We start from the raw sequence: 15,072 nt of genomic DNA, 5'->3' as shown, positions 1-15,072 counted from the left end.
TTCCGTCGGACCCCGGCGCCGCAGCCATACTGGGGCCATGGACGATCTCGCGGGCCTCCTGTGCACCCGGCGCTCGCGGGTCGGCCCCTCCTCCGTCGGCATCTCCGCCGACAGCCGTCGCCGCGCCGCGGGGCTGCGCCGCGAAGACCACCGGCTGGGCGTGGCCGCGGGCCACCGCCTCACCGGCCTCCTCTACGACCGGTCGCCGCGCGGCCTGTACGCCGACGGGGAGACGCCCACCCTCGACGCGGTCGGACACCTGCGCTTGGCGGCCGGGAAGTACCCCGGCGGGCCGGGCAGGGAACTGCCGGTCCTGTCCGCTGAGGGCGGGCTGCGTCTGCTGGGCACGTTCGGTGGTGCCGACCGACACGGTGCCGGGAGCGCAGCGCTTGACCCTCACGCGGCGTGATGCCGCATCGTTGGTGACGTGGAGGAACACCTGACCGTGGGGCGCGTGGCCGAGCTGGCCGACGTGAGCGTCCGCACGCTGCATCACTACGACGAGATCGGGCTCGTGCGGCCGTCCGCGCGGACCGCGGCCGGTTACCGCGCCTATTCGGCGGACGACGTGGAGCGGCTGCGGGAGGTGCTGGCCTACCGGCGGCTCGGTTTCAAGCTGCGCGACATCGCGGACCTGGTCGACGACCCGGCCACCGACGCGGTCGCGCACCTGCACCGGCTGCGCGGCCTGCTGGTGGAACGGCGCGACCGCGCCGCCTCCATGGTGACGGCCATCGACAGCGAACTGGAGGCACGGGCGATGGGTATCAGAACGACGCCGGAGGACCAACTGAAGGTGTTCGGCGCGAAGTTGTACGAGTCGATCGGGGGCGACTACCCGGCGACGCGGCGCACCGAACCGCGGATCGCCGCGAAGGTCTGGGAGGCGCTCGGCGACGCCCGGACGGTGCTGAACGTGGGCGCCGGCACCGGCTCCTACGAACCCCCGGACCGCGAGGTGACCGCGGTGGAACCGTCGGCGGTCATGCGGGCGCAGCGTCCCGCCGACGCGGCGCGGTGCGTGGCCGCCGCCGCGGAGAGCCTGCCGTTCGAGGACCGGTCCTTCGACGCCGCGATGGCCTTCAGCACCGTGCACCACTGGCACGACCCGATCGCCGGGCTGCGGGAGATGCGCCGCGTCGCCCGTCGCGTGGTGGTGTTCACGCACGACGCCAGCGACACCGGCTGGCGGCACCGGTTCTGGCTGACCCGCGACTACCTGCCCGAGGTCGCGGACCTGGTCGCGGGCCGGCCCCCGGTGGACGAGCTGGCCCGCGCGATCGGGGCCCGCATGGAGCCGGTGCTCATCCCCTGGGACTGCGCCGACGGCTTCCTGGAGGCCTACTGGCGCCGGCCGGAGGCGTACCTGGAGGAACACGTGCGCCGCGCGGTCTCCGCGTGGACCCGAGTCGGGCCACAAGCCGAACGGCGGGCGGTGGCCCGGCTCCGCGACGACCTCTCCTCGGGCCGCTGGACCGAGCGCAACCGCGACCTCCTGGATCTCGACGCCGCGGAGCTCGGCCTCCGGCTGCTCGTGGCCTGAACCGGCGGTCCGCGAACGCCCGGGCGGCGCCGGAATCACGGTGGGACCCGACGGCGCGGAGCACGCGGTGGCGGGAAGACGCCCCCGGGCTTTCACCGGTTGGTTGATCAACTCCCAAAGCTTGAGCACGAATTACACACATCCCCTCTACACGGTGGCCCCGATGGTCTAGATTGACCGTGCTTCAGCTGTTCAGGCACGAGGCGACCGATAACGGACAGGCCGGGGGGCCGTCCGTGGGGAGGAACAGCGCGGCGCGGGAGGCGGGGGTCTCCCGAGGGGGAAGCACAGTGCTAGGCGACTACGTCGAACCACTGGGAACCTGGGGGGTTCTGTGCGGCAAGGGGGATTGGTCAGCCCGTTTCCGTCTGCCCGCGGGCAGTTGGCGGACGGGGCAACCAGCCGGCCGGCGAGCGACTGGGAGCAGCGCTACCGCCGTACCGTGATCACCAGCGATACCGTGACCACCGCCTTAGTGGTGGCGGGCATCGGCAATTTCTTCGGCGTCCGGGACGCGGCCAACTGGCACGAGAAATGGGGAATTCTCGCGTTCGGCACCTGGCTGCTGGTGCTGGGCGCGCTCGCGGTGAGCCGGTCGTGGTCACCGGCCGTGCTCGGCCAGGGCGCCGAGGAGTTCCGGCGGCTCGGACGCTCACTGTTCATGGCGACCGTCGTGCTGGCGCTCGGCGGAATCGCCCTCACCTCGCGCAACATCAAGCTCTGGATATTCGTCGCCGTTCCCGCGATCGCGGTCGTCACCATGATCGCGCGTTACGCGCTGCGCGTCCGGCTGCACCGGCAGCGCAAGGAAGGACGCTGTCTGAGACCGGTGCTCGCCGCCGGCAGCCCGGCCACCGTGCGCGATCTGATCGCCCGGACCCGGCGGTTCCCGCACCTCGGCTGGCGCGTGGACGCGGTCTGCACGACGCTCGGCCCCGGACTCGAGGACGACCAACTGGACGGAGTGCCGGTCGTCGGCCCGCTGGAGGACGTCGCCCACCACGTCCGCCGCGACGGCTACCGGGTGGTCGCGGTCACCCCGGACCCGCACTGGTCACCGCACCGGCTGCAACGGCTGGCCTGGAACCTGGAGGGCAGCGAAGCCGAGATGATCGTGGCGCCGGTGCTGATGGAGGTGGCCGGTCCGCGGCTGCACGTCGACGCAGTGCTCGGGATTCCGCTGCTGCGGGTCAGCATGCCGACCTTCACCGGGGGCCGCCGGGCCGTGAAGGCCGTGGTCGACCGGCTGGGCGCGGCGATCCTGCTGACGCTGTTCGCTCCCCTGATGGTGTTCGTCGCCCTGCTCGTCATGGTGGACAGCCGGGGCGGGGCGTTCTACCGCCAGCGCAGGGTCGGCAAGGACGGCCGCGAGTTCACCATTCTCAAGTTCCGCACCATGGTCGCCGGGGCCCACCGGGCGCGCGCCGCGCTGGCCGACCGCAACGAGGGCGCGGGCCTGCTGTTCAAGCTCCGCCGGGACCCGCGGGTGACCCGGGTCGGGGCGGTGCTGCGCCGGTACTCGATCGACGAACTGCCGCAGCTGTTCAACGTGCTCACCGGATCGATGTCGCTCGTCGGCCCGCGGCCCCCGCTGCCGGAGGAGTCCGCGGCGTACGGCCCGGACATCCGAAGACGGCTGCTGGTCAAGCCCGGGCTCACCGGCCTGTGGCAGATCAGCGGACGCAGCGATCTGCCGTGGGAGGAAGCGGTCCGGCTGGACCTGCGGTACGTGGAGGACTGGTCGCTCGCGCTGGACACAGTGATCTTGTGGAAGACGCTGCGCGCCGTGCTCCATGGACAGGGGGCGTACTGATGCGCGGGGGCCGCCGGGCCGGCGCGCGGATCGCAGGCCGTCGAGGTCTGCCTGGGGGGAGGAACGGGTCATGAGGGTGAGCGTTTTCGGCCTCGGCTACGTGGGCTGCGTGTCGGCCGCGTGCCTGGCCGGCATGGGGCACGAGGTCATCGGGGTGGATGTGAACCAGGTGAAGGTCGACCTGGTCAACGACGGCAAGGCCCCGGTGGTCGAGGAGCGGATCGGCGAACTGATCGCCGAGGTCGTGGGCACCGGAGCGCTGCGCGCCACCGGTGACGTCCGCGAGGCGATCAGGGAGAGCGAGATGTCCCTGGTCTGTGTGGGCACCCCGTCGGAGCCCAACGGCAGCCTGTGCACGACGTACTTGGAGCGGGTCACCGAGGAGATCGGCGCCGCGCTCGCCGAGCGGGGCGGGCGGCACACCGTGGTGTTCCGCAGCACCATGCTCCCGGGCACCTGCGCGAACCTGCTGGTGCCGATCCTGGAGAAGTACGTCGGCGGCACCGCCGGGGTGGACTTCGGGGTCGCGGTCAACCCGGAGTTCCTGCGCGAGGGCACAAGCGTGCGGGACTTCTTCGACCCGCCCAAGACCGTCATCGGTGAACTCGACCCGGCCAGCGGCGACGCGGTGCTGGCCCTGTACGACAGCCTGCCCGGCGAGGTGTTCCGGGTGCCGGTCGCCACGGCCGAGGCGATCAAGTACGCGGACAACGCCTTCCACGGCCTCAAGATCGGCTTCGCGAACGAGCTGGGCGCGGTGTGCCGGGCGCTCGGGGTGGACTCGCACCAGGTGATGGACGTCTTCCTGGCCGACCGCAAGCTGAACATCAGCCCCGCCTACCTGCGGCCCGGCTTCGCCTTCGGCGGCTCCTGCCTGCCCAAGGACCTGCGCAGCCTGGTCCACGCGGCGCAGCGGGCCGACGTGTCGGTGCCCATCCTGGCCCACGTGCTGCCCTCCAACTCCGCGCACCTGGAGCGCGCGGTGGAGCTGGTGGAGCGCGCCGGGAAGCGCCGGGTCGGGCTGTTCGGGCTGTCCTTCAAGCCCGGCACCGACGACCTCCGGGAGAGCCCGCTCGTCGAACTGGCGGAGCGGCTCTTCGGCAAGGGCTACGACCTGAAGATCCACGACGCCAACGTGAGCCTGTCCCGGCTGCTCGGCGCGAACCGCGAGTACGTCGAGACCCGGCTGCCGCACCTCGCCCAGCTGCTCGCGGACTCCGTCGACGAGGTCCTCGAACACGCCGAGGTGTGCCTGGTCGGGACCAGGGACCCGGCCGTGCTGGCGGCACTCCCGCACGGCGGGGAACCGGCGCTGATCGACCTCGTCCACCTTCCCGACGCCGACACGCGCCGGACCGAACCGGGGTACGTGGGCCTTGCTTGGTGACCCGACGCCCGGTGCCACGCCGCTCGGCGGCGGCACCGGCGACCGGCCGGGACGGCGCGCGCTGATCCTGGTGGAGAACCTGTCGGTGCCCTTCGACCGGCGGGTGTGGCAGGAGTGCACCACCCTGCGCGACGCGGGCTGGGACGTGCACGTCATCTGTCCCCGGGGCGCCAAGCGGGACACGGAACGGGAAGCGGTCGTCGACGGCGTGCGCATCCACCGCTACCCGTTGCGCGCGGCCACCGGAGGACCGGCCGGCTACCTGCGGGAGTACGGGGCGGCGCTCTGGCACACCTTCCGGCTGGCCCGCAGGGTCGGCCCGGTCCACGTGGTCCACGCCTGCAACCCGCCCGACCTGCTGTTCCTGCCGGCCCTGTGGCTCAAGCGGCGCGGCGCGCGGTTCGTCTTCGACCAGCACGACCTGATACCCGAGCTGTACCTCTCCCGGTTCGGCCGCGGCAAGGACCTGCTCTACCGCGCCGTGTGCGCCCTGGAACGGATGACCTACCGGGCCGCGGACATCGTGCTCGCCACGAACGAGAGCTACAAGGACGTCGCGATACGCCGCGGCGGCCGGCGCCCGGACGACGTCTTCGTGGTGCGCAGCGCGCCCGCGACCGACCGCTTCCAACCGGTGCCGGCCGAACCGGACTTGAAGCGGGGCAAGCCCCATCTGCTGTGCTACCTCGGCGTCATGGGCCCCCAGGACGGCGTCGACTACGCCCTGCGGGCCCTGGCGAAACTGCGCGACGAGGTCGGGCGGACCGACTGGCACGCGGTGTTCGTCGGCTCCGGTGACGCCTTCGACGCGATGGTGGAGCTGTCCCGGTCGCTGGGGCTCGACGAGCAGGTGCGGTTCACCGGGCGCATTCCGGACGCCGACCTGGTGCGCTACCTGTCCACGGCGGACGTGTGCCTCTCCCCCGACCCGCGCAATCCGCTCAACGACGTGTCCACCATGAACAAGGTCCTGGAGTACATGGCGATGGGCCGCCCCATCGTCTCGTTCGACCTCCGGGAGGCGCGCGTCTCCGCCGGTGACGCCGCCCTCTACGCCCCCGCCAACGACGAGGCCGCGTTCGCGAGGCTCGTCGCACGGTTGCTGGACGACCCGGACGAGCGGGCCAGGATGGGCAAGATCGGCCAGGAGCGCCTCAACGGGCAGCTCTCCTGGCGCAATTCGCAGACGGCGCTGCTGGACGCGTACGCCGCCGCCTGCCGCACAGCAGGGAGAAGGCCGCGCCGTTGAGCGATGACACGATACGCCTGGTCACGGTCGGGCGGATTCTCCGTCGGCGGCGACGGCTGCTCGCCGTCCTCGTCGTGGTGGGCGCACTCGTCGGCTACGGCGCCTCGGTGCTGTTCCCGCCGCGCTACACGGCGTCCGCCTCGGTGCTGCTGCCGGGGCAGTGGGAGGAGCGCGAGCTGGTCACCCAGGTCGAGATCGCGACCAGTTCGTCGGTGGTCGACCGGGCGGGCGAGGCGCTCGCCTGGAGCGGCGTCAGCGACAGCGAGCTGCGCGACCGGGTGAGCGCCGAGACCGCCGACGGAAACGTCGTCAAGATCTCCGGGACGGCCGAGACCCCGGAGCGTGCGCAGCGGCTCTCCGACGAAGTGGCCCGGCAGTTCGTGACGTTCGCGGCACGGATCGCGAGCGGCAGCACCGATCCCGACGAGGCGGCGGGGCCCGAGGCGCTGCGGGAGCAGGTGAAGCGGACCAACCAGCGCATCACCGACCTGGCCAACGCGGCCGATCCGGGGCAGACCGTGGAGAGCGTGCAGGCCCGCACCGAGCTGGAGAAGCTGCGCACCACGCTCCAGGAGGCCATGCAGAAGCTGGAGGAGGCCGACCCGGCGAACAACAGGGCCGGCCTGGTCGTCATGGGGCCGGCGCCCCGGCCGTCCGGCGAGGCTCCGCCGACCAGGCCGCAGCTGGTGGGCGGCGGCGCGCTGCTGTTCTTCGTGCTCGCCGTCGTCGGTCATCTGGCCGCCGCGCGGGTGAACCGGCGGCTGCGTTCCGAAGCCGAGGTCGCCGCGGCGCTGCGCTCCACGCTGCTGGGCACCGTCGACGTCCCCGGTGACCGGCGCGCCCACCGGCCGAAGGCACGCGGCGCGCGGGCCCGGCTGCGGCGGCTGCTGGGCACCGACGTCCGGTGGGACCTGCCGGCCCCGCGGTCCTCCGGTGACGAGGCCGGGCGGCGGACCCGCTACCGGAGGGTGTGCGCGCGCCTGCGGGAACGGCTGCCGGCCGCCCGGCGGCTGCTGGTCGTCGTACCGGACGACGACGAGACCGCCCGGCGGGCCGCGGAGCGGCTCGCCGCCGAGGCCGGGGGCGGCCCGCTGCTGCGGGTGGTGGAGGTCTCGGTGTCCCGGCCGATGGTGCCGGACCGCGACACCGAGTCCGGTGTCCTGGTCGTGCTCGGCGCGGGCAGCCGCACCGCGGAGGAACTCGCCGGCGTCGCCGAGGCGTGTGCGGACGGCGGGCACGAGGTCGTCGGCGTCGTCGTCGCCGACGAGGTCCGGGCCCGTCCCACGGACTCGTCCGGCCGCCCTCCGGAGAACGCCGGCGCGCCGGCTCCGGTGCACGAGAACGCGACGGGAGGTGCCGCATGACGACGAGTACGGCTTCCCCGTCGTCCGCCTCCGCTCCGCTGCTGGACCTGCACGCACTGGTCGTGGCGGTGCGCAGGCGGCGGCGCCTGTGGGCCTCCCTCGCCCTGCTGGGCCTGCTGGCCGGCGCGGCGGTGGCGGTCCTGCTGCCGCCCCGCCCGGCCGCGGTGACCAAGGTGCTGGTCGCGCACAAGGACGACCAGCCGAACGACACCGGAACGCTGATCCGCACCGACGTCGAGCTGCTGAACACCACGCGGATCGCCGCCGCGGCCCTGCGCTCGCTCGGCTCCCGGGAGGACCCGGAGGACTTCATGCAGGACTACCGGGGCACCGGGCTGACCAACAACCTGCTGCGGATCGACGTGACCGGCGACAGCGACGCGGACGCGGTGGCCCGGGCCAAGGCGCTGGCCGAGGCGTTCGTCGCGGACCACGTGCGGCGGATGCGGGAGACCGCCGAGGCCGAGTCCGCGTCCCTGCTGGACCAGCGTGACCGCATGCGCAAGGAACTCGCCGAGGTCAACAGGTCGATCGGGGACCGCTCACCGGACGACACACCGAACGCGTCGGCGAGCATCGAGTCGCTCTTCGCCCGCCGGGCCGAACTCGACTCGCGGATAGCCGAGTTCGACCAGCGGGCCGCGGAGGCCCTCACCGGCACGCCCGAGGTCGTCGCCGGTACGAAGATCGTGGACGCCCCGCACGCGGTGCGGCACTCCCTGCCCAGGGCCGTGGGCACCGACGCCGCGATCGGGCTGGCCCTCGGGCTCGTGCTCGGGCTCGCGCTGGCCGCGGTCGGCGCGGTGGTGGCGGACCGCCCCGTGCTGCGCCGGGACATCGCCGCGAACCTGGGCGCCTCGGTCCTCGCGGAGCTGCGTCACCGGCCGCGCCGGTCGGCCCGGTCGTGGCAGCGCCGGCGGACCCGGGCGGCACGCGAACGGCTCACCACCACCCTGGCCCGCATCGTGCGCGGCTCCGCGGAACCGGTGTCACTGCTGGAACTCGGCTGTGCGCGCGGCACCGGCCTGATCGCCCTGGACGTCGCCGGAGCACTGGAGGCGGACGGGCCCGTCGTTGTCGTCGACGCGCTGCCCGGCACGGACCTCGCGGGCGCCCGCCCGAAGTCCGGGGGCCCCACCGTGCTGACCGGCGAGCGGGCCGCGGCCGAACCGCACCACGTACGCCGGCTCGGCGTCGGCTCGGTGGCGCCCGGCACCGCGTGGACCGACCTGCGTCACCTCGGCAGCCGGACGGTGCTCGTCGTGCGGGCCGGGCACGGCAGCGCCGCCTGGCTGCACACCGTGGCGCGGCAGCTCGCGGACCAGCGCATCGCGGTGACCGGGGTGGTCCTGATCGACCCCGATCCGCGGGACCGGACCGACGGCACCCTGTGGGACGGTCCGCGCCTCGTGCCGCGCGGCCACGAGGAACGGCCGAGGCGGCACAACGGGACGGGGAGGCTTCGCGCGGAACGGCCGTCGATGCCGGCCGCGACGGTCCCGGACAGCGATCAGGAGGCGCGGTAGCACATGTGTGGCATCGCAGGCACGTACCACTGGCCGGCCGGCAAGGCCGTGACTGACCGGCTCACCGACGTCCTCGCCCACCGCGGTCCGGACGGGGCGGGCCGCTACGCTCACCCCGCCGGTGACGGCGAGGTGCAGCTCGGGCACCGACGGCTGGCCATCATCGACCTGTCCGGGACCGGCGCCCAGCCGATGGTCTCGGACGGTCTCGCCCTGACGTACAACGGCGAGCTGTACAACGCACCCGAACTCCGCGGTGAGCTGGAGTCCGCCGGGGTGCGCTTCCGCGGTACCTCCGACACCGAGGTGGTGCTGGAGGCCTGGCGGCGCTGGGGCACCGACTGCCTGGCCCGGCTGCGCGGCATGTTCGCGTTCGCGGTGTTCGACGAGCGCACCGGTGAACTGGTGCTCGCCCGCGACCAGCTCGGCATCAAGCCGCTGTTCCTGCTCCGGCGCGGCGGGGGTCTGGTGTTCGCCTCCGAGCTGAAGGCGCTGGCCGCCGTGACCGGCGGGAAGCTGGAGGTGGACCACGCGGCGCTGGTGGCCTCGCTGCTGTACTACTGGGTGCCGGACTCGCGCTGCGCGTTCCGCGAGGCGGAGAAGCTGCCGCCGGGGAGCTGGCTGCGGTGCCGGCCCGACGGCCGGGTGGAGCGCGGCAGGTTCTGGAACCTGAAGGACGTCGCCGCCGAGGGCCGGGAGCGTGCCCTGAGCGGCGAGCGGCCGGACCTGGCCGCCGTGGTCGAGGAGTCCACCCGGCGCCACCTGCTCTCCGACGTGCCGGTGGCGACGTTCCTCTCCGGCGGGCTGGACTCCAGCTATCTGACCGCGCTGGCGGCCCGCGAGCGGCCCGGGATCTCCGCCTACACGATCGGGTTCCGCGCCGAGGACGCCAGGTTCGAGGCGATGCCCGACGACCTGCGCTACGCCCGGCAGGTGGCCGAGCGCTTCGGCGTGGACCTGCACGAGATCGAGATCGCCCCCGACGTGCTCGACCTGCTGCCGCGGATGACGTACCACCTGGACGAGCCGATCGGCGACCCCGCCGCGATCAACACCTTCCTGATCTGCTCGGCCGCCCGGGAGGCCGGGGTCAAGGTGATGCTCTCGGGGATGGGCGCCGACGAACTGTTCGCCGGTTACCGCAAGCACCTGGCCAACGTGCTGGCGCTGCGCTACCAGCGCGTCCCGCGCCCGCTGCGGCGCGGGGTGTCCGCGGCCGTGGACCGGCTGCCGGTCGCGACGAGCCGCCGGGGCTACCGGTCGGTGCGCTTCGCGAAGCGGTTCCTCTCCTTCGCCGACCTGCCGGAGGAGACCGCCTTCCGGCGCAGCTACACGATGTACGACCGTCAGGAGCTGCTCGCCCTGATCGACCCGGACCTGGCGGGGACGGTCGACGACGTGCTGACCGAGCACGCGGACGTCTACGCGGACAACGACCTCGACGACTTTGTGAACCGCATGTGCCTGGGCGACGCCCGGATGTTCCTGCCGGGCCTGAACCTCGCCTACACGGACCGCTCCAGCATGGCCGCGTCGACCGAGGTGCGGGTGCCGTACGTGGACGTCGAGGTGGTGAAGGCGGCGTTCGCCGTCCCCGGCGACCGCAAGATCGTCGGACGGCAGGGCAAGGCCGTCCTGAAGGAGGCGGCCACGTCGGTCCTGCCCCGGGAGATCGTGTACCGGCCCAAGGGCCTGTTCAGCGCCCCGCTGCGGGCCTGGATGAGCCGGGATCTGGCGCCGCTGGTGCGCGAGGTGGTGAACGACGGCGAGCTGGTGCGCTCCGGTTTCCTGCGGCGCGACGCGCTGCGGCGGCTCGTCGCCGAGGACGCCGCCGGGCAGCGGGACTACTCCAAGCACCTGTGGCACGTGCTGACCCTGGAGTACTGGTACCGCGGCGCGACCTCGGGGGCCGACCAGGACCCTCCATCGACGGTGTAGAACCTCCGGCGCACGGACCGGCACGGAGACAACCGGCACAGAGACAAGAGGACTTCGGGTGAAACAGGTTGTGCAGAACTACAAGAGCGGCGAGCTGGCGCTGCTCGACGTGCCGGTGCCGGGCTGCAAGCCGGGCGGTGTGCTGGTGCGGACCGCCTACTCGCTGATCTCCACCGGCACCGAGCTGATGAAGGTGTCCGAGGCCGGCATGTCGATGCTGGGCAAGGCCCGTTCCCGGCCGGACCAGGTGGCCAAGGTCGTGCAGAGCGTGGCCACCAACGGCGTGCCCGCCACGTACCGCAAGGTGATGGGCAAGCTGGACTCCTACACCCCGCTCGGCTATTCGCTGTGCGGGGTGGTCGAGCAGGTCGGCGCCGGGATCGACGACGTGAAGGTCGGCGACCTGGTGGCCTGCGCGGGCAACGAGCACGCCCTGCACGCCGAGGTGAACTGGGTCCCGAAGAACCTCTACGCCCCGGTGCCGGACGGTCTCGCGCCGCGGCACGCGGCCTTCGGCACCGTCGGGTCGATCGCGCTCCAGGGGGTCCGCCAGGGCGAGTCGCGGCTCGGCGAGGTGGCCCTGGTCGTCGGCCTCGGGCTGATCGGGCAGCTGGTGGTGCAGTTGCTCGCCGCCTCGGGCGTCCGGGTCGTCGGCGCCGACCCCGACCCGGTGCGCTGCGAGCTGGCCGAGCGGCTGGGCGCGGCGGCCTGCGGTGACCCGGAGTCCCCGGCCGTGGAGAGTGCCGTGGCCGAACTCACCGACGGCCACGGAGTGGACCAGGTGTACCTGGCCGCCGGCGGCGGCAGCAACCAGCCCGTCGAGCTGGCCGCGCGGCTGTGCCGGGACCGCGGCCGGGTCGTCGACATCGGCAAGTGCCGCCTGGACCTGCCGTGGAACGCGTACTACGAGAAGGAGCTGGACGTCCGGTTCTCCCGCTCCTACGGCCCCGGGCGCTACGACCCGGAGTACGAGATCGAGGGGCGGGACTACCCGATCGGCTATGTGCGCTGGACCGAGCGGCGCAACCTGGCGTGCTTCCTCGATCTCGTCGCCCGGGGCCGTGTCGACGTGGAGCCGCTGATCACCCGCACGGCCGCCTTCGACGACGCGGTGGAGACGTACCAAAGCCTCAAGGACGGCGAACTGAAGGCCGTGGCCGTGCTGTTCCGGTACCCCGAACCGACCGCGGAGGAAGGGGCGTCGGCCGAGGCACCGGTGCTGACCGTGCCCGCGGTGCCGAGCGGCGGCAAACGCTCCGCACCGCTGCGGGCGGCGAAGACGCCGGTGCGCCTCGCGTTCGTCGGCGCGGGGAACTACGCGACGTCGATGCTGCTGCCGCACCTGGCGCGGCGCGACGGCGTCGAACTGTCGACGGTCGTCACCACGACGGCCCTGTCCGCGGCCAACGCGCAGCGGAAGTTCGGCTTCGGGAAGGCGACCACCGATCTGGACGCCGTGCTCGGTGACGCCTCCGTCGACGCGGTGTTCGTCGTCACCCGGCACAGCTCGCACGCCGAACTGACCCGCAGGGCACTGCTGGCCGGCAAGGCCGTGTTCGTGGAGAAGCCGTTGGCGCTCACCGAGGACGAGCTGGCCGGCGTGCTCGCCGCGGTGGAGGAGTCCGGCAACGACCGGTTGCAGGTGGGCTTCAACCGCCGGTTCGCGCCGCTGCTCCAGGAGGCCAGGAAGCGGTTCGGCACCCGCACCGGACCGGCGAGCCTGCGCTACCTGGTCAACGCGGGGCGGCTCGACCACGGCAGCTGGTACCTCCAGCAGGGCACCGAGGGCTCGCGGTTCGCCGGTGAGGGCGGGCACTTCGTCGACACGGCGAGCTGGCTGCTGGGCACCGACCCGGTCTCGGTGTACGCCCTCGCCCCGTCCGGCGACGAGGACCTCCAGGTGGTGCTGGGCTATCCGGACGGGTCCACCGCCACCATCAGCTACGTCACCACCGGCGCGGCGGGCTTCCCCAAGGAGACGCTGGACCTGGTCGCGGACGGCAAGGTGCTCCAACTCGACGACTTCGTCCGTACCTCCGTCTACGACGGCCGCAAGCGGTGGGTCAGTTCCCGGCTGCCCAAGGCCAGGGACAAGGGCCAGTCGGCCGAACTGGCCGCGTTCGTCCGGGCGGTGCGCACCGGCGGGCCGATGCCGGTGCCGCTCCGGTCGCTGGTCGCCACCACGACGGCCACCCTGGCCGTGCGGGCCGCCCTGACCGGCGGCGCTCCGGTGACCCTGGCGGAGGCGCGATGACCGTGACCCCGGGGAGTGCGGGCTGGTACCTGCGGCGGCTGTCCCGGATGGGGCCGCGTGAGGTGGGCGGCCGGGTGGGCGACACCCTGCGCAGGCGCCGGTGGCGCTCGGCGCGGCCGGACGTCCCGGGCGTGACCGGGGCCCGGTTCACCGCGGCCCTGCCCGCCGGGACGCTCGCCGCGGTGCCGCCGGACGCCGCCAAGCGCCTCGTCGCCCAGGCGGACCGCCTGATGGCCGGGCAGGTCGAGTACTTCGGCGTGGTCCGCGACGACCTGACCGACCCGGACTGGTGGTACGACCCGAAGACCGGGCGCCGGGCGCCGGACGGCTACGCCTTCGACGTGCCCTACCGCGACGAGGACGCGGTCGGGGACATCAAGCAGATCTGGGAGCCGTCCCGGCACCAGTACCTGACGGTGCTCGCCGCCGCCTACGCGGTCACCGGGAACGAGCGGTACGCCGAGCGGGTGGCCGAGCACCTGCGGTCCTGGTGGGCGTCCAACGCGCCGCTGCGCGGCGTGCACTGGGTCAGCGGGATCGAGCTGGGGATCCGGCTGCTGTCGTGGGTGTGGGTCCGCCGGCTGCTCGACGGCTGGCCGGGCGCGGCCGGTCTCTTCGAGGACAATCCGGTGGCCCTGAAGCAGATCTGGCACCACCAGCGCTGGCTGGCCGCCTTCCCCAGCCGGGGATCGTCGGCGAACAACCACGTCGTGGCGGAGGCGGCCGGGCAGTTGGCCGCGGCCTGCGCCTTCGACTGGTTCCCCGCCTCGGCGCGCTGGCGGGACGACGCGCTGCGGTCGCTGGAGCGGCAGCTGCGCGCGAACACGTTCCCCTCCGGTCTCAACCGCGAGCTGGCCACCGAGTACCACGGTCTGGTGCTGGAACTCGGCCTGGCCGCGGTGGCGGAGGCGGACGCCGCCGGTGTGCCGGTGCCAGCGACGGTCCGGCTGGTGCTGCTGCGGATGACCGACGCGCTCGCCGCCGTCGTGGACGACTCGCTGCGTCCACCGCGCCAGGGGGACGCGGACGACGGGCACGGCCTGGTGCTGGACGGCGCGGGCACCGACCGCTGGGCCTCCCTGCTGGCCACCGGGGACGCCGTGTTCGGCGCCCTCCCCTGGTGGCCGACGGTGACCGGCACCGATGTGCGCACGCCGCTTCTGGCCGCGCTGGTCCGGCCGTACGGCAAGGAGGGCGCCGGTCCGGCCGTGAGCCGTCCGGCGCGCAGGCCGGCCCACTTCGCGGACGCGGGGCTCACGGTCCTGCGCGGTCCGGCGGGGATCTGGTGCCGCTGCGACGGCGGTCCGCACGGCTTCCTGTCCATCGCCGCGCACGCCCACGCGGACGCGCTCTCGGTGGAGGTGCGGCACGAGGGGATCGACGTGCTCGCCGACCCGGGGACGTACTGCTACCACGGGCAGCCCGGGTGGCGGCGGTACTTCCGCTCCACCCTCGGCCACAACACCCTGGAGCTGGACGGCACCGACCAGTCCGTCTCCGGCGGCCCGTTCCTGTGGACCCGGCACGCCCGCAGCCGCGTGCTGGCCGTGGACGCCTCCGACCAGGCGGTGTCCCGCTGGTGTGCCGAGCACGACGGGTACGGGGATTCCGTGCACCGCCGCCGGGTGGAGCTGACGGCCGCGCGCCGTGAGCTGCGGGTGGTGGACGAAGTGCGCGGACCGCGCCGGGCCGTGCGCCTCGCGTTCCACCTCGGCCCGGCGATCTCGGCCGACCTGTCCGGGAGCCGCGCCGTGCTCACCTGGGCCCGGGACGGCGAGGAGCGCTCGGCGGTGCTGGACCTGCCGGGCGAGCTGTCCTGGCGGGCGCATCGCGGGGAGACCGACCCGCCGCTGGGCTGGTACTCCCCCGGCTTCGGGCGCAAGGAACCGGCCACCACGCTGGTCGGCACCGGCTTCACCGACGGCACGCAGGGCTTCACGACCGTACTCGGGTTCCGCGACCAGGCCGACCAGGCCGACTAGGCACAGGAAGGGGGGA

9 protein-coding genes and 1 pseudogene are annotated in these 15,072 nt (G+C 73.4%); all 10 read left to right on the top strand.

Annotated elements, in window-relative coordinates; genetic code table 11:
• Positions 1–37: 37 nt before the first annotated feature.
• Positions 38–295 (top strand): annotated as a pseudogene (locus ACIRGB_RS22325) (hypothetical protein); the annotation flags it as partial.
• A gap of 132 nt (positions 296–427) precedes the next feature.
• Positions 428–1,543: a MerR family transcriptional regulator gene (locus ACIRGB_RS22320; protein WP_403867760.1), complete on the top strand. Its 1,116-nt coding sequence runs from the start codon at positions 428–430 to the stop codon at positions 1,541–1,543.
• Between the two features lie 334 nt (positions 1,544–1,877).
• The gene (locus ACIRGB_RS22315; protein WP_403867757.1) at positions 1,878–3,356 is read left to right on the top strand and encodes a sugar transferase; all 1,479 of its coding nucleotides are present in this window, start codon (positions 1,878–1,880) and stop codon (positions 3,354–3,356) included.
• A 70-nt stretch (positions 3,357–3,426) separates the two neighbouring features.
• Positions 3,427–4,743, top strand: a complete 1,317-nt coding sequence (locus ACIRGB_RS22310; RefSeq protein WP_403867754.1) for a nucleotide sugar dehydrogenase — start codon at positions 3,427–3,429, stop codon at positions 4,741–4,743.
• Positions 4,733–5,992, top strand: coding sequence for a glycosyltransferase family 4 protein (locus tag ACIRGB_RS22305; protein WP_403867751.1), 1,260 nt, complete (start codon positions 4,733–4,735; stop codon positions 5,990–5,992). The genes ACIRGB_RS22310 and ACIRGB_RS22305 overlap by 11 nt, the downstream gene beginning before the upstream one ends.
• Positions 5,989–7,356, top strand: coding sequence for a Wzz/FepE/Etk N-terminal domain-containing protein (locus tag ACIRGB_RS22300; RefSeq protein WP_403867748.1), 1,368 nt, complete (start codon positions 5,989–5,991; stop codon positions 7,354–7,356). The genes ACIRGB_RS22305 and ACIRGB_RS22300 overlap by 4 nt, the downstream gene beginning before the upstream one ends.
• A complete protein-coding gene (locus tag ACIRGB_RS22295) occupies positions 7,353–8,882 on the top strand; it encodes a Wzz/FepE/Etk N-terminal domain-containing protein (protein WP_403867745.1) in 1,530 nt (509 codons plus the stop codon). Before ACIRGB_RS22300 ends, ACIRGB_RS22295 begins: the two co-directional genes overlap by 4 nt.
• 3 nt (positions 8,883–8,885) lie before the next feature.
• Positions 8,886–10,820 (top strand): asparagine synthase (glutamine-hydrolyzing), encoded by a 1,935-nt coding sequence (asnB, locus tag ACIRGB_RS22290; protein WP_403867743.1) that lies wholly within the window; start codon positions 8,886–8,888, stop codon positions 10,818–10,820.
• A 58-nt stretch (positions 10,821–10,878) separates the two neighbouring features.
• The gene (locus tag ACIRGB_RS22285; RefSeq protein ID WP_403867740.1) at positions 10,879–13,074 is read left to right on the top strand and encodes a bi-domain-containing oxidoreductase; all 2,196 of its coding nucleotides are present in this window, start codon (positions 10,879–10,881) and stop codon (positions 13,072–13,074) included.
• A complete protein-coding gene (locus ACIRGB_RS22280; RefSeq protein WP_403867738.1) occupies positions 13,071–15,056 on the top strand; it encodes an alginate lyase family protein in 1,986 nt (661 codons plus the stop codon). Before ACIRGB_RS22285 ends, ACIRGB_RS22280 begins: the two co-directional genes overlap by 4 nt.
• The last annotated feature ends 16 nt before the right edge of the window (positions 15,057–15,072 follow it).

This window comes from Streptomyces sp. NPDC102490 (genome assembly GCF_044765285.1).
In the GTDB taxonomy this organism is placed as follows: Bacteria; Actinomycetota; Actinomycetes; order Streptomycetales; family Streptomycetaceae; genus Streptomyces.
Note: the sequence above shows the minus strand (reverse complement) of the source record. Positions and strands in the feature narration are given on the sequence as shown.